Origin of the sequence: Legionella hackeliae, from assembly GCF_000953655.1 — a bacterium.
Taxonomy (GTDB): Bacteria; Pseudomonadota; Gammaproteobacteria; order Legionellales; family Legionellaceae; genus Tatlockia; species Tatlockia hackeliae.
Map to the genome: position 1 here is coordinate 2,181,977 of NZ_LN681225.1, position 15,732 is coordinate 2,197,708.

Consider the following 15,732-nt stretch of genomic DNA (forward strand, 5'->3'; position numbering starts at 1 on the left):
ATACACTTCTTGACTCTATAAACAATAAAATTTAATCACTTAAGATTGCATTTAATCAGAGAATCCGTAATATAAAAAAAACGGACGATATTTTAACAATGGACTGAGGTGCATGATGCTCTTCGTACTTATTGACAACTTTGTAACCAAACTGCGCTCCATACGCACTAATTACCAAGAACGCGCGAATGTTATCCTTGATGAATCAAAACAACCTTATGCAATCAGTCTTTTTTTTGGGGCAAAGGATGTAACAACACGAAATACCCAAATTGATTTTATTGAAAAATGGCTTATGGCTTTAGAGAAAGAGCTTTCTATCGATAAAATTACAGAGGAAGACCTTAAGAATTTATTGCAAAAAAACGGCTCCTCTGATCAGATGAAGCTAGGCGATGAGGATGAGCAGGGCGAATCTTCAACCAATACTCAATCCGAAAAAATTATTGAAGAATATCTCACGGCATTACGTGTATTAGTAACTGTCTGTATGTATGTGAAGTCACAAATTGATGGGACCTACATCGCTCGTTCTGGTCAATGTGCCATTTTAGAACAATTAATGAATGAAGCGATGGGAATCACCTCATCAAACATTTTGGATAAAGAAACCAAAGCGTGCTGTTTATTAGAGACCAAATGTTATCTCTTGGGGGAAGGGAACTTAAAATCAGTCAACGCCAAATTAAAAGATAAATTTTCTGCAAAACAGTGGAGTGACTTTCTAGATTTCGTAACACAACGTTATGACGCTATGAATGACAAATACAAAACTAATTTCCCTGTCAAAAACATGATGATGCCATTAATGAGCAAACCTCTAGAATTCGCAGGCTATACAACAGGGTTTATTATAGGCGAAATGGTAGGTCAATCAGCCAAACTCATGCCGGCTCATCTTAAATTATCTGCAGCTATAGGCAGTGGCTTAGTTTTACTGATGGGGCCATCCGCCGGACTAGGCATCTCCCTACTCGTCCCCACCTATGCCGGACGTATTTTAAACACTTATTGCGGTGTGAGCTTAGCCTGGTTATTAGGTACTGCCGGCAACATTACTGGACAAGGGCTTGGATTAGTGACAGGCCTTACAATTGATGTTGGATGGAAATTGATGTACAACAGCGTCATGTTGCTTGCTAGTCTTTATTCTGGACGCGGAAATCCTGAACAGTTAAATGGTCTTTCATTGAAAAATGGCCATCGTGTGATAAACGGTGTTGAACTAAAATTTGTTGATATGAATACGCTTCAATTACCTCCTAACTATAAATTGTGCCCCGTAAAATTTGAGGTTCATGAAGACGCACTGAAAGTGACGGTGAACGACGAACACTCTGCTATCGTCCCATTAGAAGAAGGTAAACAAGCCCTTTATCTGGAAGAATTGAAGAAATTATTTGCCTCACAAGCAGAAAAAGAAGAAAAATCAATCATTACTCAAGATGTTACGGATAACTCTGCTCCAGCAAGGCTTACTGCTGAAAGTGCAAGAGAACATCTGGAAACTGCAGAACATTCTGAAGAGCAAACTAAATCAGTAAGTTTGTTTTGATTAATTTGCTGTTATCTCAAGAAGCTCCGAATTTCTAATTAACGGAGCTTTATGTTTTTTCTTACATCATCTGAAATAATTCTCTCATGACAGCTGTCGCATAACTCCCAGGAGTTAATCTAAACGACACGTGCAAAATATTTCCTTGCCACTCCCATTTCATGTTCTCTGGAATTAATCGTAGTGCTCGATAAGCTCGCTCCAATCCCTGTTGCTCCAAAGCAGCACACCAGGCCTCATAAGAAGCGAGAGCGTTTTGCTGATGGGCTAGTGCTTGCAATTGAAGACGCTCATCCCCTTTACCCCAAAGAGGAGCTGCTGGCGATATATCAAATTCAGTGACTCTTTTGTCAATGACATCATCAGTTTCTTCAATGGAAAAAATGCTATGAGACCCTGATAACTGCATTACATCCCCAGAAATCGCTTTATTCCAGGTTTGGCTTTTTACTCTCTCGTTTAAAATTTGATTAAATAAAAATGCTCGAGCCGCGGAATAATAGATACCACGAAGAAAATGATTTTTTACTTTCATTCCACCTAATAGAAGCCTTTCTGCCTTCAGCAGGTTCTGATTTTCATAGCCAAAACGTTGTGGACCAAAATAGTTTGGTACTCCTACAGTTGAAATGGTATTTAAACGAGCTTCTATTGTTTCTGGATGAGAAAGCTCTCTTATCACCAGAGTGAATTCATTAGCGGCCAAAGCCCCTGTTCTTAATTTTTTTGCATGGCGCTGCTCCTGTATTACACGCCACCCCTCACCTTTTAAAGCATGAGCTGAGTCAATAGTTTCACCAGGACAATGGATAGAAAACCACTGGGTAGTTACTGCCTCCTTATCCTTCAAACCTGCATAAGAAATAGCCTTTATTGATTTGTGTAGTGCTTGAGCCAGCAGTTTCACCACTTCTTCCGTATTCAAGCCTTTCTTTTCTATTTGCAGAAATAAATGCTCCCCTTCTCCTGTTAAATCAAATCCTAATAGTTCATTAACTTTAAAATCCTCTGGATAACATTTAATTTTTCCTGTACTTATCGGCAAGCCATGAGCAAATGCAAGCTGCTCGCAATTTAACATAATCACAACCTCATTGATTAATTATTATTGTTGTTCTTTGAACTCATTAGGCTACACAATATACTCATAATTAAAGTGGCAATAATAAATCCTAAAGAAATAAAAACAGGTATTTTAACCCAATAAGCAATTAACATTTTAAAACCGACAAAAATTAAAATAAGTGCAATCCCATACTTCAGCAAATGGAACCGATCTGACATATTGACCAGTAGAAAATACATAGCGCGTAAACCCAAAATTGCAAAAATATTTGAGGTAAAAACAATAAAGGGATCCTCGGTAATAGCAAAAATTGCAGGAATACTATCCAAAGCAAAAATTAAATCACTCGCTTCAATAAGAACTAATACCAAAAATAAGGGTGTAAGATGCAGTTGCTTGTTTTTTATAATAAAAAATTGCTCTTTATGAAAGGTTTTCGTGACGGGTAAATACTTTCGCATCCAAACTAACAACGGATGTCTTTCGAGCGAAGGTTCCTTTTCAGCAGCTAGCAGTAACCTAATTCCACTAAGGAGCAAAAATCCACCAAATACATACAGTATCCAATGAAACCTGGTAATCAACCATAATCCTAATAAAATGAGTAAAAGACGCATAACAATTGCACCTAATACCCCAAATAATAAAACACGTCGCTGATATTCTATAGGAACCGCAAAATACTTAAATATCAGTATAAAAATGAACATGTTATCTATTGAGAGCGATTCTTCAATAAGATAGCCGGTAAAAAACTCTAAAGCTTGTTGATGTGCTATGGCAGCATCGGTAGTTTTAAGCAGATAAAACCATAAAAGAAGATTGAATAATAAAGCCAAGCTTACCCAAACAATAACCCATGTTAATGCTTCCTTGGTTGAAACGCGATGTGCTTTTTTACCCCCAAATAAAAACATATCTACGAACAGCATCAAGCCAATAAAGAGAAAAAAGCCTCCCCACATCCACCATTCACCCATTGAATGCATTCTTTCTCCTTATATGTCCGTATATTCCTACTATACTCTAAATACAATCATTCTGTTCATAGTTTAATCTTTCGTTAAGATAACTATGTCAGAATTATCTCATATTACACTAATGGATAAAGCTATGTTCGAGAAAACGGAAGGTCATTCAGCTTCATCTCAAACTGTGAACCACCCACCTAGCACAGGCTCGTCCTCTTTATTACTGCAGTCTTATAAAAAGTATAAGTTACTCGATGAATACACTGATGCCTCTACAATCAGGATTGAAGATACCCTCTATCAACATGTTCCCGTAACTAACGATCCTACCACTTTAAAAGATGGCACAAATTATTTGTATATTATTACAGAGTCAGGTGAAACCTGGTTTGCCCCACAATTTTCGGGCGGTCAAAAACTAACTCATGGCGGGTTAATCAGAAAGGCTTTAGGAATAGAAAAAGGAACACCTACGCCCCCGGTGCTTTCTTCTGGAGCGATTGTCAAATACGATCATGAGTTTTTTTTAAATCTAGCAAGTGGTCACTTTGTACCCGATGTGCCTGCCTATATTCCGACTGTCGAAATTTTGTTTGATAAACTTGGGAAAAATTATTCACTAGGGGTTCAGGTTGGCTATGCCCACACTCACTATAAGAGTCTAAGAGTAGATAGCTGTGCCCAGTCGAGTTTTGAACTAACAAAGAACCTTAAAGACTTTAAATTAGCTCTCTTGGATTATCTCCATAGTGATTTTAATTCCGAAACTCAAGCGGTTGCGGCCAAGATATTTGATAGTATCAATGTGGCTGGAGAGGTGTTTGATGAAGAAAATCTTCCTACTTTCAGTGAAAAGGAATTGGAACTTTTAGTTCAGGATGAGAAGTTGTCCACCCTTGTTCAGCACTACAAAAGTTACTGTCCAGAAGCAATAGCACAAAGACTTCCTGAAGATCCAAATCCGAAAAGTTCGTTTAGTATGACTTAGACTGGATTGGCACTATCGATAAAATGATGGTCCAATTTAAAATGAGATGCCAGATAGCTTCCCAGTGCTTGAATACCATAGCGTTCAGTTGCATGATGACCACAGGAAAAATAATGAATACCTAATTCTTTTGCTTGATAATAAGTCCGCTCTGAAATTTCACCACTAATATAAGTATCGACACCAAGCTTATAAGCATCTTCTATAAAATCTTGTGCAGCACCACTGCACCATGCAATCGATTGAACAGGCTTATTTGAGCCTTCAACCAACAAAGGTCGTCTACCTAAAACATCCTCCAGTTGCAGTAAAAATTCATTGGGTGTTTTAGAGTCTTTAATAACACCTGACCAAATAAGATTGGGCGTTTTCCCTGCCCAATGCATCTTGGGAGTTTTGATATCTAGCAATTTTGCCAAACAGGCATTATTTCCTATGTCCGGGTGGCAATCCAGTGGTAAATGATAAGCCAAAAGAGAAATATTTTGAGTAAGCAGTTTGGCAATTCGTTGACGCTTCATACCAGTTAGAACAGGTTCTTCCCCTCGCCAAAAATACCCATGGTGGACAATTAATGCGTCAGCCTGCATGGCTATCGCATGTTCTATTACTTCTGATGAGGCAGTAACAGCAGTGCAAATACGTTTAATGTCTTCCTTACCCTCAACCTGCACGCCATTAGGTGCATAATCATTAAAATTAGCGCATTCTAAAAATTCGTGCAGATGGAGAGTAAGTTTGTCGCGAGATATCACCGTGCTGAAGCCCTCTTGATATCAGCGCCTAGCATGGATAATTTCTCTTCAATCCGCTCATAGCCTCTGTCTACGTGATAAACACGCTCCACAGTGGTTTCCCCTTCTGCAGCCAAGCCTGCAAGAATCAGACTTGCAGAAGCGCGTAGATCTGTAGCCATTACTGGAGCTCCGGTTAATCGCTCAACACCTGATATCATCGCGGTATTACCATTTAATTGAATTTGAGCTCCCATGCGTTGTAACTCTTGCACATGCATAAAGCGATTTTCAAAAATATTTTCAATCACAGATGAAGTACCATCCGCAATCGCATTTAAGGCCATAAATTGCGCCTGCATATCAGTTGGGAATGCAGGATACGGAGCTGTTGAGATATTCACTGCTTGTGGACGAAGCCCATGCATATTTAAAGTAATCCAGTCTTCACCAATGGATAACTCTGCGCCAGCCTCTTCAAACTTACACAACATAGAGAGTAAATTGTCAGGCTTAACTCGGCGTATAGTTACTTTGCCACGAGTTATAGCACCTGCGGTAAGATAAGTACCTGCTTCAATCCTGTCTGGCATCACTGAATAACTACCACCTGAAAGTGAAGATACGCCTTCTACTTCGATAGTACCACTGCCAGCTCCAGTAATTTTGGCACCCATTTGATTTAAAAAATTAGCTAAATCAACAACCTCTGGCTCACGAGCCGCATTCTTAATAAGGGTTTTCCCTTCTGCAAGAACAGCTGCCATTAATATATTTTCTGTTCCTGTTACTGTTACTGAATCAAATACTAGAGTTTTTCCTTGTAATCGTCCTTTTTTACAACGTGCCTTGATATAACCATTTTTTACAGAAATATCAGCACCCATTGTCTTTAAAGCCTTAAGATGTAGATCCACCGGTCGTGTGCCAATTGCACAACCACCAGGTAGGGAAACATCAGCTTGACCAAAACGAGCCAAAAGCGGACCTAATACTAAAATAGAAGCACGCATTGTTTTAACCAATTCATAGGGAGCGACATATTCATTAACATGAGAAGCATCCACCTGAACATTCATCTTCTCATCAACTGTCAACTGAGTACCCAATTGCCCTAAGAGCTCCATCATAGTCGTCACATCTTTAAGATGAGGAACATTAGCAATGGTTACATTATCAGTAGCTAGAAGCGTGGCAGCCATAATCGGTAACGCTGAATTTTTAGCTCCGGAAATTGTAACTTCGCCTTGCAAGGCTTTGCCACCATTGATAATTAACTTATCCACGATTTTTCTCCCACTCTTCCTTTGTAAAAGTTTTCATGCTTATTGCATGAAGACTGCCGGACGTAATGTAGTCTTTAAGCTTTGCATAAACCCATTGTTGCCTCGATACTTTTGTCTTTCCCAAAAAAGCATCAGAAACTACAGTGAGTTGATAATGATAACCATCACCCTCAACTTGCACAAAATCAACCTCACCCGTTTCAGCAAGGTGCTGCTTTAGCACTTCATTATTAATCATACAACTTATTCTCACATTGGGTTTATTTCGTTTTTATTTAATATTCCATCTACTCCACAAAACTCTGCCAGGGCATGAACTGCTTTAGGCATATCCTCGACCTGGCAAACTTTGCTTCTTTGAGTACTTAGTCGTTTGGCTTCAATTAAGAGAGCAAGACCTGCGCTGTCACAATGTGTCACTTCGCTTAAATCTAGTTTTATTACATCCCCTGTGGTTTCACGAACATATTTGACCAACCGCTCGCGATCAACTTGAACGGTTGAGAATGTCATTTCAGAAGATGGTTTAAATGCATTAATTTTCACTATGCCGCCTTTTTACCAGGTTGAGCGTGCAATTGCTTAATAATTTCTTGCATGCTGGAATTTCTTAACGCATCAGCAAATTGTGAACGGAAGCTTTGTAGTAAGCTTACTCCTTCAACACTTAAGTCATAAATTTTCCAGGTTCCATTTTTAGATACCAGGCTATAACTTAAAGGAATATTCTGACCATTTGAACGAATTATTACACTGTTTACACGTAGAAAACGGCTCTCCAGAGAACCTCGAACGGGTAAAAATTTAATTTTTTCATCAGTATATTCGGCTAAAGGTGTTGCATAAGTGCGAATCACTAACTGAGTAAACTCATGAGCAAATTGCTGTCTTTCACTAGCGGTTGCTTTACTCCATGCTTGACGACCCAATACAGAGCGAGCCATCCCACTTACGTCAACATTGGGTAACAAATAGCGTTGTACAGCCTGGTGAATAACATGAGGATTATTCTTCAGATTCGCTTTATTTGCATTGAGTGTAGCTATAATTTGATTAGCTGTATTTTCAAGCATTGGCACAGGAGATGACTGAGCCCATAACAACTGGCTGAGCGACAACATTACTACAACAACTAACGATTTTATTGCTCTCATGGTTCACCCTATTTTTTATTAATATTGAATAAAAGTTGACCTATTAAATTTTCAAGAATTACAGCCTCTTGCGTTTTAGCAATAACATCCCCTTCACGCAAGTAAGGATGTTTCTGCTCGTCGTCTTCAAATCCTGGTACGATACTGATGTAATTAGAACCAATTAAACCTTCCGTTAAAATACGCGCAGAAGTATCCTCATAAGGTATTTGTTTGTCATTGCGTAGTAACATCGTTACTTTGGCATTTAATTCCCCAGGTTGCAGTTCAATATTGGTTACTTCACCAATTCTTACTCCTGCGACCGTAACGGGAGCTCTTACCTTTAACCCACCTATATCTGTAAATTCAGCGGTGACATGATAACCTTTGTTGGAAACTAATGTAGTAACACCGCTCACTTTCATTACCAGAATAAGTAAGGCAAACAAGCCTAGCAACATAAAAATTCCTACGCTTATATCAATATAACGTTGCCTATTATTCATTTACCAACCTCCAATCATCATCGCGGTCAAAATAAAATCAAGCCCTAGCACTGCCAGCGAGGAGTAAACTACAGTCCGTGTTGTTGCTTCACTAATACCTTCCGCGGTAGCAATACAATTAAACCCTTGAAACACGGCTATCCACACCACTACAAATGCAAACACTATGCTTTTAATGATGCCACTTAAAATATCCAGGCGAAAATCAACAGCTGCCTGCATGTTAGACCAAAAACTGCCGGCATCAACGCCCAACCAATCCACCCCAACAAAATAACCACCATAAATAGCAACAGCAGTAAAAATTAATGCTAGAAGTGGCAAGGAAATTAAACCTGCCAGAAAACGCGGATAAACTACCCGCCCTAAAGGATCCACTCCCATCATGTCCATACTTGCCAACTGCTCCGTTGCCTTCATTAGGCCAATTTCTGCCGTTAATGCCGAACCAGCCCGTCCTGCAAACAATAAAGCGCTAATTACAGGACCAAGCTCTCTGCCAATACTTAATGCCAGAAGTTGTCCAAGTTGACTGCTCGCTCCAAATTTTTGCAAAGTATTGTAACCTTGCAAACCAATTACCATCCCAACAAATAGCGCTGAAACCACAATTATCAAACAAGATAACACACCAACAAAATAAAGCTGTCTTTTCAAGGCTGGCCAAAGTCTTGATAAATCAGGGTTTCTTATAAACATGCGTAACAGAAACACCCCTGATGTTCCCATAGTTTGTAAATTTGTTACGCCTCGCTGCCCTATACGGGCAAACATATCAAGCATCGAGTAACTCCTCTGTATAGGGACGCGCCGGATAATGAAACGGCACCACACCATCAGCTTCACCATGCATAAACTGTTTAACTTGAGGTTGATTTGATTGTTTTAATTCAAGAGGCGTGCCATGTCCGATAACTTGACCTCCTGCAATCAAATAAATATAGTCAGCAATTGAACAAGTTTCTTCCACATCATGCGAAACAATAATCGTCGTGGTTTGCAAAAGCTGATTTAATCTCTTTATTAAACGGACAAGTACACCCATTGAAATAGGATCCTGGCCTGTAAAAGGCTCATCATACATCATTAATTCAGGATCAAGCGCAATAGTTCGAGCCAAAGCTACACGTCTTGCCATCCCCCCTGACAATTCATCTGGCATTAATTGGGCGGCTCCTCGCAAACCCACAGCTTCAAGCTTCATTAATACAATATCGCGAAGCATTGCATCGTTTAGATGGGTATGCTCCCGCAACGGGAAGGCGACATTATCAAAAACAGAGAGATGGGTAAAGAGTGCACTGCTTTGAAAGAGTAACCCCATTTTTCGGCGTGCCAAATATAAGTCTTTACGAGATAGTTGATGGATGTTATTTCCCCCAACGAAAATAGTACCTGTTTGTGGGTATAGTTGTGCGCCAATTAAACGTAAAAGTGTGGTCTTGCCACTTCCACTCGGCCCCATGATCGCGGTAATTTTTCCGCGCGCCATCGCCATATCAACACCATCAAAAATACGACGCTCACCTCGGGCAAAGGTAAGATTAGTAATCTGCACCAAATTATCTTGCATGTATTTTTACCGGCAGAAAGTGAAAAAGTAATTATATACTTGATATGTATTATTTTGCGAATTAAATAGGAATAGTGTGCTGTTAAACTAAATCATACCTATTTTTGGATGAGTATGTTACACTTTATCACTTGTTCAAATGACACTAGAGCACATGAATTTTTGCAAATTAGGCCTTGCAGTCATTGAAACCGAGGCGCAGGCGGTACTTGATTTAACTCAACGTATTGATCAGCGTTTTGAAACCGCTTGCGAGCTTTTATTAGCATGTAAAGGCCGAGTTGTGGTCACCGGTATGGGCAAATCGGGACATATTGGTAGTAAAATTGCTGCAACCTTTTCAAGTACGGGTACCCCTGCTTTCTTTATGCATCCAGGCGAGGCAAGTCATGGTGACTTAGGGATGATCACACGCCAAGACACCGTACTTGCAATTTCCAACTCAGGCTTTACTAATGAGATAGTTACATTACTCCCTTTATTAAAGCGCTTAGAAGTTCCGTTAATTACATTAACCGGGAACCTAGAGTCTACAATCGCTAAAGCAGCAGACGTAAATCTCGACATTAGCATCCATCAAGAGGCTTGTCCTTTAGGTCTTGCTCCCACAACAAGCACTACAGTGTCCTTGGTTATGGGTGATGCTTTAGCAATAGCACTTTTGCAAGCACGAGGATTTAGTGCTGAAGATTTTGCTCTGGCACATCCTGGCGGTTCATTAGGCAGACGCTTGTTACTCCGTATAGATGAATTATGGCATGCCGGTGATGGATTACCTCTAATCAATGAACAAGCGACGATTAGTGAAGCCCTGATTGAGGTCACTGCAAAAAAACTCGGTATGACTTGTGTAACAGATGCTCGTGGTTGTCTTGCTGGTGTTTATACTGATGGTGATGTAAGAAGAACACTCACCCAAAATTTTGACATCAATACGACTCCTTTGTCGACGGTGATGAGCAGAAATTGCAAAACGATTAAAAAAGGCCTTTTAGCTGCAGAAGCCCTAACTATGATGCAAAGATATAGTATTACCTCCCTGGTTGTTATTGATGATGCTAACCATCCAATAGCTGTTGTACATTTACATGATCTGTTACGTGCTGGCGTCGTTTAGACGGTGCTTCAAAACAGTATGAGAAAGACAAACATGAACGAATTAATTGAAAAAGCAAAAAAAATTAGATGTCTAATCTCCGACGTCGACGGCGTATTAACTGATGGTCTTCTTTACGTGGACAACTTCGGTAATGAATTAAAAACTTTCCATGTACAAGATGGTATGGGTTTAAAATTACTCATGTCTGCGGGCATTGAAGTTGCAGTTATAACTACGTCAGTTAATGCAGTTATTGATCATCGCATGAAACAACTTGGTATTCAGCATTATTTTACAGGTCAGGTCGACAAACGAAATGCCTTTGAGCAGCTAAAGGAACGCTTAGGATTTGATTACACAGAATTTGCTTACATTGGTGATGACCTGCCTGATTTACCTATTATTCAACAAGTGGGTTTAGGTATTGCTGTAGCGAATGCAGTGAGTCAGGTTAAAGAATTTGCAGTGTGGCAAACAGAACAAACCGGCGGCCGTGGCGCTGTTCGTGAAGTTTGTGAATTGATTTTAAATGCGCAAAATAAACAAGAAATTGCGCTTACACGGTATTTAGCCTCATGAATGCCGCCAAACAAGCCACTTGGTTATTTTGTGCCCTAATCGCACTTGCTTGCTCTGGATGGTATTTTGCCAGCTCGACAGCTATCGTCAAACTTGATGACAAAACGCTTTCTCAGTCAGCAGATGTTATAGTGACCAACTTAACGGTGCGACGTTTTGATGAGGAAGGTAAATTAATCAACTACCTGCATACCCCACAGATGCAACATATTCCTGCCGACAACACAAATTTGTTAAAAACCCCGCAAATAATTATTACGCAACCCGGGCAACCCGCTTGGCAGATTAATTCAGACCATGCAAAAGCCATTCATGGTGGCGAAAAAATTACGTTCATTCGCAATGTTATTGTTCATCAAAACAAAGGTGAACATTCACAAGAAAGCACCATGAAAACAGAGGAATTAACTTATTTTCCAAAGGAAAAATTAGCAACAACTGATTTAGCTGTTAGCTTTGAACAACCCGGAAGTACTGTACATTCACAAGGAATGAAAGCTTATCTAGCGGATAAGCGAGTTCAACTATTAAGTAGAGCGCATGCAACCTATGAACCCAAACACGGTTAAGATAGTCAAAGTATTCTTTGCTTTTATTCTGGTTTTTATGGCAAAACTAAGCTTTGCCATGCCTGACGATCGTGAAAAAGTCGCCGAGTTATCTGCCGATTCTGCAGATCTCAATCAACAAACGCACCAGGGCGAATACATTGGCAAAGTTGAATTTGATCAGGGAACCTCGCATCTACGCGCAGCAAGAGCAATTACGGAAGGAAACCAACAAAATAAACTCACTCTCGCTATTGCTTATGGAGATGACAGAAACCAGGCTCATTTCTGGACGCAAACAGCAGTCGATAAACCTTTATTACACGCCTATGCGGATACAATTCGTTACTATCCTGAACGTCACTTGGTTGAATTAATTGGTAATGCACGCGTCACTCAGGGAGATAATTCCTTTGCAGGACCAAAAATCAGCTATGATACTGAAAAACAACATGTTCTCTCTAAAGGTGATCACAAAAATCGTACAACGATTATCATTCATCCCGAGAAAAAAGCATGAGTGAATTATTAGCAAAACATTTAAAAAAATCGTTTAAGACGCGCACAGTTGTTAATGATGTCAGCATTAACATTCGTAGAGGAGAATGTGTAGGATTACTTGGTCCAAATGGAGCGGGTAAAACCACGTGTTTTTACATGATTGTAGGCTTGCAATCCTGTGATAAAGGTCAAATTATTCTCAACGGTCAAGATATTACCAGAGCCCCTATGCATCAGAGAGCACGGTTGGGTATTGGTTATTTACCGCAAGAAGCTTCAGTATTTCGAAAAATGACCGTTTCTGACAATATTCTATCAATATTACAGCTACGTAAAGATCTTGATGATCGAAGTCGTCAGGAAAAATTACAAGAATTAATGCATGAATTTCATATCACTCATATTGAAAAAAGTTTGGGGATGAGTCTTTCGGGAGGAGAGCGACGCCGAGTAGAGATTGCTCGTGCACTTGCCATCGAGCCTAATTTTATCTTATTGGATGAACCTTTTGCAGGTGTGGATCCTATCTCAGTTCTAGATATTAAAAAGATTATTACCCATCTATGTGATAAGGGAATTGGGGTATTAATTACTGATCATAATGTTCGTGAAACACTCGATATTTGTGAGCGTGCTTACATCGTTAGTCAAGGAAAAATTCTTTGCGAGGGTACCCCAGAAGCCATTTTAGGCAATCAACAGGTTCGAGCAGTTTATTTAGGCGAAGAATTTTCTTTATAAACTCTTCTCATATCCGATTAGACTATAGGCTGTAACATTTAATATTAATTTTTAATTATCAGAAATCAATGCTACTTATTATCGATAATTACGATTCATTTACTTATAACCTGGTTCAATATTTTCAATCGTTGAACCAGGAAGTTTTAGTATTTACCAATGATCGTATTACACTTGATGAAATTCAACGGTTAGCCCCAAAACATCTGGTTATTTCGCCAGGTCCTAAAGGTCCACAGGAAGCGGGTATCTCTTTAGACGTCATTGAACGATTTCATCAACAAATACCAATCTTGGGAATTTGTCTTGGACACCAGTGTTTAGCCTATTCTTTTGGCGCTTCCATTGTACGAGCTCCGACTATCATGCATGGTAAAACTTCATCGATTGTGCATCATAAACATGGGATGTTCCGTGGTTTGCCTAGTCCTTTTCAAGCAACTCGTTATCATTCACTCGCCATAGATCCATCCACCTTACCACCCTGCTTTTCTATTGATGCCTGGGCTGACGACACAATTATGGCTATTTCTCATCGTCAATACCCACTTTATGGGCTACAATTTCATCCGGAAGCAATTTTAAGTGAGCACGGTTTGCAATTATTAAGCCACTTTCTTGAGACAGCATGAATACAAATAAACTTTTCGAGCAATTAATTTCACGTGAAAATTTAACCACATCGCAAATGCAAAATTTCATGCATGCCTGTATGAGTGGTCAGTTATCCGATGTACAAATAGCCACTTTCCTTGCTCTAATGCGTATGAAGGGAGAAACGGTTGAAGAGTTAACCACTGCTGCTACTGTCATGATGAAATTAGCGCACCCGATTGATCTTGGTGATGATCTTATTGACATTGTGGGGACCGGCGGTGACGGTAAAAATACTTTTAACGTATCTACAGTAACCAGTTTTGTTGTTGCAGCGGCTGGAGCTAATGTTGCTAAACATGGCAATCGTTCTGTTTCAAGTCGTAGTGGCAGTGCTGATTTATTACTTCATGCAGGATTTGAACTGCAACTTGATGATGAACAGCTTAAAGAGTGCATGCATCAGTGCCACGTGAGTTTTCTCTTTGCCCCACATTTTCATCAGGCCATGCAACATGCTCGTCCTGCGCGCCAACAATTGGGTATTCGAACCTTATTCAACCTTCTTGGCCCACTCATCAACCCTGCTCGTGTCAAAAAACAAGTAGTCGGTGTGTTTGCAAAACAGTGGCTTGAGCCAATAGCAAAGGTTTTAGTCAATCTTGGTAGCCAACATGCCTTAGTTGTTAATTCTCAAGATGGGATGGATGAAGTCAGCATTTCAGCAGTGACTGATGTGGTCGAGTATCAGGATGGCCAATTCAAAGATTGGAGTATTGATCCTAAAGAACATGGCTGTTACCACCCAACACTCGATAAAATAATTGTAGACTCTCCAGAGCAAAGTCTAGTGTTGGCTAAAAAGGTTTTGCGCGGTGAGCCAGGACCAGCACGGGATATCGTTCTAATGAATGCGGCCCTTGCTCTTTATTGTGCAACCCCTACTTTAAATATGTCTGAAGCAATCGAAAAAGCAAAACAAGCGATTGACAGTGGTGAGGCCGCAAGACGATTTGAGCAATTAAAAGAATTAACCCGTAAGGCAAGTAAATGAGCATTCTTAATAAAATTGGCGAACATAAAAGACTGGAAGTTGAACAAGCAAAACAGCGAACTCCTCTAACAACATTAATCGAACATGAGATGCTTCCCACAAGGGATTTTATCGCCCAACTTCAAGCTAAAAGCCCAGCTATCATTGCTGAGATTAAAAAAGCCTCGCCGAGCAAAGGAGTCATTCGCTCTAATTTTAATGTAGCTGAAATTGCAACAACCTATGAAAAAAACGGAGCGAGTTGTTTGTCTGTACTTACAGACATTAATTTCTTTCAAGGAGATCCCACCTACTTAGCGGTGGCTAAAGAAAACACTCGGTTACCTGTGCTGCGCAAGGATTTCATTATTGATCCCTATCAAATTTATGAAAGTCGTTTTTTAGGAGCCGATTGCATTTTACTTATCGTTGCAATGCTTGATGATTATCAACTTAAGGATTATTGCCAATTAGCACAAGCGCTTAATATGGCAGTTTTGGTAGAAAGCCATACCCATCAGGAGCTGCAACGAGCGCTAGCTCTTCCTACCCCACTAATGGGAGTCAACAATCGCAGTTTACATAGCTTCACTACAGATATTGGTACTAGCATTGAGTTAGCTCGGTCTCTTCCAGCCGATAAAATGCTGATTACTGAAAGTGGCATCAACACGCGTGAAGATATTCGTCTAATGTTAGATCATGGGATTCATTGTTTTCTTATAGGAGAAAGTCTAATGAGATCTGCTGACATAGGCGATAAATTAAGAGAATTTCTATCCGTTTGAGGGGATTTACATCCACTGTTAGTCGCTAAAATTT

Annotated in this window: 20 protein-coding genes; 10 read left to right on the forward strand and 10 right to left on the reverse strand. The window is 39.9% G+C overall.

All coding sequences use genetic code 11. From position 1 onward, the window contains the following. Window positions 1–112 precede the first annotated feature (112 nt). The gene (locus LHA_RS09715) at window positions 113–1,555 is read left to right on the forward strand and encodes a hypothetical protein (RefSeq protein ID WP_045106367.1); all 1,443 of its coding nucleotides are present in this window, start codon (window positions 113–115) and stop codon (window positions 1,553–1,555) included. 61 nt (window positions 1,556–1,616) lie between these two features. Here the strand turns inward: LHA_RS09715 and truD are convergent, their stop codons facing one another. Then, window positions 1,617–2,636, reverse strand: coding sequence for a tRNA pseudouridine(13) synthase TruD (truD, locus tag LHA_RS09720; RefSeq protein WP_045106368.1), 1,020 nt, complete (start codon window positions 2,634–2,636; stop codon window positions 1,617–1,619). 17 nt (window positions 2,637–2,653) lie between these two features. After that, entirely contained in the window at window positions 2,654–3,610 is a 957-nt protein-coding gene (locus LHA_RS09725) for a TerC/Alx family metal homeostasis membrane protein (protein ID WP_045106369.1), read from the reverse strand. Window positions 3,611–3,734: 124 nt separating this feature from the next. On the opposite strand from LHA_RS09725, the gene LHA_RS09730 reads away from it, so the two are divergent. Beyond that, entirely contained in the window at window positions 3,735–4,580 is an 846-nt protein-coding gene (locus LHA_RS09730; RefSeq protein ID WP_058393200.1) for a hypothetical protein, read from the forward strand. Here LHA_RS09730 and LHA_RS09735 read toward each other — a convergent pair. The 8 genes from LHA_RS09735 to LHA_RS09770 are packed head-to-tail and all read right to left on the reverse strand — an operon-like array spanning window position 4,577 to window position 9,815. Beyond that, window positions 4,577–5,335, reverse strand: a complete 759-nt coding sequence (locus tag LHA_RS09735; protein ID WP_045106371.1) for a Nif3-like dinuclear metal center hexameric protein — start codon at window positions 5,333–5,335, stop codon at window positions 4,577–4,579. The genes LHA_RS09730 and LHA_RS09735 overlap by 4 nt on opposite strands. Beyond that, window positions 5,332–6,600: a UDP-N-acetylglucosamine 1-carboxyvinyltransferase gene (murA, locus tag LHA_RS09740; protein ID WP_045106372.1), complete on the reverse strand. Its 1,269-nt coding sequence runs from the start codon at window positions 6,598–6,600 to the stop codon at window positions 5,332–5,334. The genes LHA_RS09735 and murA overlap by 4 nt, the downstream gene beginning before the upstream one ends. Continuing rightward, window positions 6,593–6,838, reverse strand: a complete 246-nt coding sequence (locus tag LHA_RS09745; RefSeq protein WP_045106373.1) for a BolA family protein — start codon at window positions 6,836–6,838, stop codon at window positions 6,593–6,595. The genes murA and LHA_RS09745 overlap by 8 nt, the downstream gene beginning before the upstream one ends. Window positions 6,839–6,849: 11 nt before the next feature. Then, window positions 6,850–7,146: an STAS domain-containing protein gene (locus tag LHA_RS09750; protein WP_052673670.1), complete on the reverse strand. Its 297-nt coding sequence runs from the start codon at window positions 7,144–7,146 to the stop codon at window positions 6,850–6,852. Beyond that, window positions 7,146–7,754 carry an MlaC/ttg2D family ABC transporter substrate-binding protein gene (locus LHA_RS09755; protein ID WP_045106374.1) on the reverse strand — a complete coding sequence of 203 codons (609 nt, stop codon included), beginning with the start codon at window positions 7,752–7,754 and terminating at the stop codon, window positions 7,146–7,148. Before LHA_RS09755 ends, LHA_RS09750 begins: the two co-directional genes overlap by 1 nt. A gap of 8 nt (window positions 7,755–7,762) precedes the next feature. Further along, window positions 7,763–8,242 carry an outer membrane lipid asymmetry maintenance protein MlaD gene (gene mlaD / locus LHA_RS09760; protein WP_045106375.1) on the reverse strand — a complete coding sequence of 160 codons (480 nt, stop codon included), beginning with the start codon at window positions 8,240–8,242 and terminating at the stop codon, window positions 7,763–7,765. Continuing rightward, the gene (mlaE, locus tag LHA_RS09765) at window positions 8,243–9,025 is read right to left on the reverse strand and encodes a lipid asymmetry maintenance ABC transporter permease subunit MlaE (RefSeq protein ID WP_045106376.1); all 783 of its coding nucleotides are present in this window, start codon (window positions 9,023–9,025) and stop codon (window positions 8,243–8,245) included. It lies immediately after the preceding gene. After that, the gene (locus LHA_RS09770) at window positions 9,018–9,815 is read right to left on the reverse strand and encodes an ATP-binding cassette domain-containing protein (protein ID WP_045106377.1); all 798 of its coding nucleotides are present in this window, start codon (window positions 9,813–9,815) and stop codon (window positions 9,018–9,020) included. The genes mlaE and LHA_RS09770 overlap by 8 nt, the downstream gene beginning before the upstream one ends. 154 nt (window positions 9,816–9,969) lie before the next feature. Here LHA_RS09770 and LHA_RS09775 point away from each other — a divergent pair, with 154 nt between their 5' ends. From LHA_RS09775 to trpC, 8 genes are all read left to right on the forward strand, one after another. Next, window positions 9,970–10,932 carry a KpsF/GutQ family sugar-phosphate isomerase gene (locus tag LHA_RS09775; RefSeq protein ID WP_045106378.1) on the forward strand — a complete coding sequence of 321 codons (963 nt, stop codon included), beginning with the start codon at window positions 9,970–9,972 and terminating at the stop codon, window positions 10,930–10,932. Window positions 10,933–10,965: 33 nt separating this feature from the next. Continuing rightward, entirely contained in the window at window positions 10,966–11,493 is a 528-nt protein-coding gene (locus LHA_RS09780; RefSeq protein ID WP_045106379.1) for a KdsC family phosphatase, read from the forward strand. Next, window positions 11,490–12,062, forward strand: a complete 573-nt coding sequence (gene lptC, locus LHA_RS09785) for an LPS export ABC transporter periplasmic protein LptC (protein WP_045106380.1) — start codon at window positions 11,490–11,492, stop codon at window positions 12,060–12,062. The genes LHA_RS09780 and lptC overlap by 4 nt, the downstream gene beginning before the upstream one ends. Then, window positions 12,034–12,561: a lipopolysaccharide transport periplasmic protein LptA gene (lptA, locus tag LHA_RS09790; RefSeq protein WP_370447926.1), complete on the forward strand. Its 528-nt coding sequence runs from the start codon at window positions 12,034–12,036 to the stop codon at window positions 12,559–12,561. Before lptC ends, lptA begins: the two co-directional genes overlap by 29 nt. Next, window positions 12,558–13,283, forward strand: a complete 726-nt coding sequence (gene lptB / locus LHA_RS09795) for an LPS export ABC transporter ATP-binding protein (RefSeq protein ID WP_045106382.1) — start codon at window positions 12,558–12,560, stop codon at window positions 13,281–13,283. Before lptA ends, lptB begins: the two co-directional genes overlap by 4 nt. Before the next feature lie 68 nt (window positions 13,284–13,351). Next, on the forward strand, window positions 13,352–13,915 hold the full coding sequence (locus tag LHA_RS09800; RefSeq protein WP_045106383.1) for an anthranilate synthase component II: 564 nt from the start codon (window positions 13,352–13,354) through the stop codon (window positions 13,913–13,915). Beyond that, window positions 13,912–14,931, forward strand: a complete 1,020-nt coding sequence (gene trpD, locus LHA_RS09805) for an anthranilate phosphoribosyltransferase (RefSeq protein ID WP_045106384.1) — start codon at window positions 13,912–13,914, stop codon at window positions 14,929–14,931. The genes LHA_RS09800 and trpD overlap by 4 nt, the downstream gene beginning before the upstream one ends. Beyond that, window positions 14,928–15,698, forward strand: coding sequence for an indole-3-glycerol phosphate synthase TrpC (gene trpC, locus LHA_RS09810; protein ID WP_045106385.1), 771 nt, complete (start codon window positions 14,928–14,930; stop codon window positions 15,696–15,698). Before trpD ends, trpC begins: the two co-directional genes overlap by 4 nt. The last annotated feature ends 34 nt before the right edge of the window (window positions 15,699–15,732 follow it).

Bases quoted from the DNA above. Each gene is read 5' to 3' on its own strand.
- LHA_RS09780 (WP_045106379.1), top strand. From the start codon at position 10,966: ATGAACGAATTAATTGAAAAAGCAAAAAAAATTAGATGTCTAATCTCC.
- LHA_RS09725 (WP_045106369.1), bottom strand. From the start codon at position 3,610: ATGCATTCAATGGGTGAATGGTGGATGTGGGGAGGCTTTTTTCTCTTT.
- trpC (WP_045106385.1), top strand. From the start codon at position 14,928: ATGAGCATTCTTAATAAAATTGGCGAACATAAAAGACTGGAAGTTGAA.
- LHA_RS09775 (WP_045106378.1), top strand. From the start codon at position 9,970: ATGAATTTTTGCAAATTAGGCCTTGCAGTCATTGAAACCGAGGCGCAG.
- LHA_RS09770 (WP_045106377.1), bottom strand. From the start codon at position 9,815: ATGCAAGATAATTTGGTGCAGATTACTAATCTTACCTTTGCCCGAGGT.
- truD (WP_045106368.1), bottom strand. From the start codon at position 2,636: ATGTTAAATTGCGAGCAGCTTGCATTTGCTCATGGCTTGCCGATAAGT.
- LHA_RS09755 (WP_045106374.1), bottom strand. From the start codon at position 7,754: ATGAGAGCAATAAAATCGTTAGTTGTTGTAGTAATGTTGTCGCTCAGC.
- LHA_RS09730 (WP_058393200.1), top strand. From the start codon at position 3,735: ATGTTCGAGAAAACGGAAGGTCATTCAGCTTCATCTCAAACTGTGAAC.
- LHA_RS09715 (WP_045106367.1), top strand. From the start codon at position 113: ATGATGCTCTTCGTACTTATTGACAACTTTGTAACCAAACTGCGCTCC.
- mlaD (WP_045106375.1), bottom strand. From the start codon at position 8,242: ATGAATAATAGGCAACGTTATATTGATATAAGCGTAGGAATTTTTATG.
- LHA_RS09745 (WP_045106373.1), bottom strand. From the start codon at position 6,838: ATGATTAATAATGAAGTGCTAAAGCAGCACCTTGCTGAAACGGGTGAG.
- lptC (WP_045106380.1), top strand. From the start codon at position 11,490: ATGAATGCCGCCAAACAAGCCACTTGGTTATTTTGTGCCCTAATCGCA.
- lptB (WP_045106382.1), top strand. From the start codon at position 12,558: ATGAGTGAATTATTAGCAAAACATTTAAAAAAATCGTTTAAGACGCGC.
- lptA (WP_370447926.1), top strand. From the start codon at position 12,034: ATGCAACCTATGAACCCAAACACGGTTAAGATAGTCAAAGTATTCTTT.
- mlaE (WP_045106376.1), bottom strand. From the start codon at position 9,025: ATGCTTGATATGTTTGCCCGTATAGGGCAGCGAGGCGTAACAAATTTA.
- trpD (WP_045106384.1), top strand. From the start codon at position 13,912: ATGAATACAAATAAACTTTTCGAGCAATTAATTTCACGTGAAAATTTA.
- LHA_RS09800 (WP_045106383.1), top strand. From the start codon at position 13,352: ATGCTACTTATTATCGATAATTACGATTCATTTACTTATAACCTGGTT.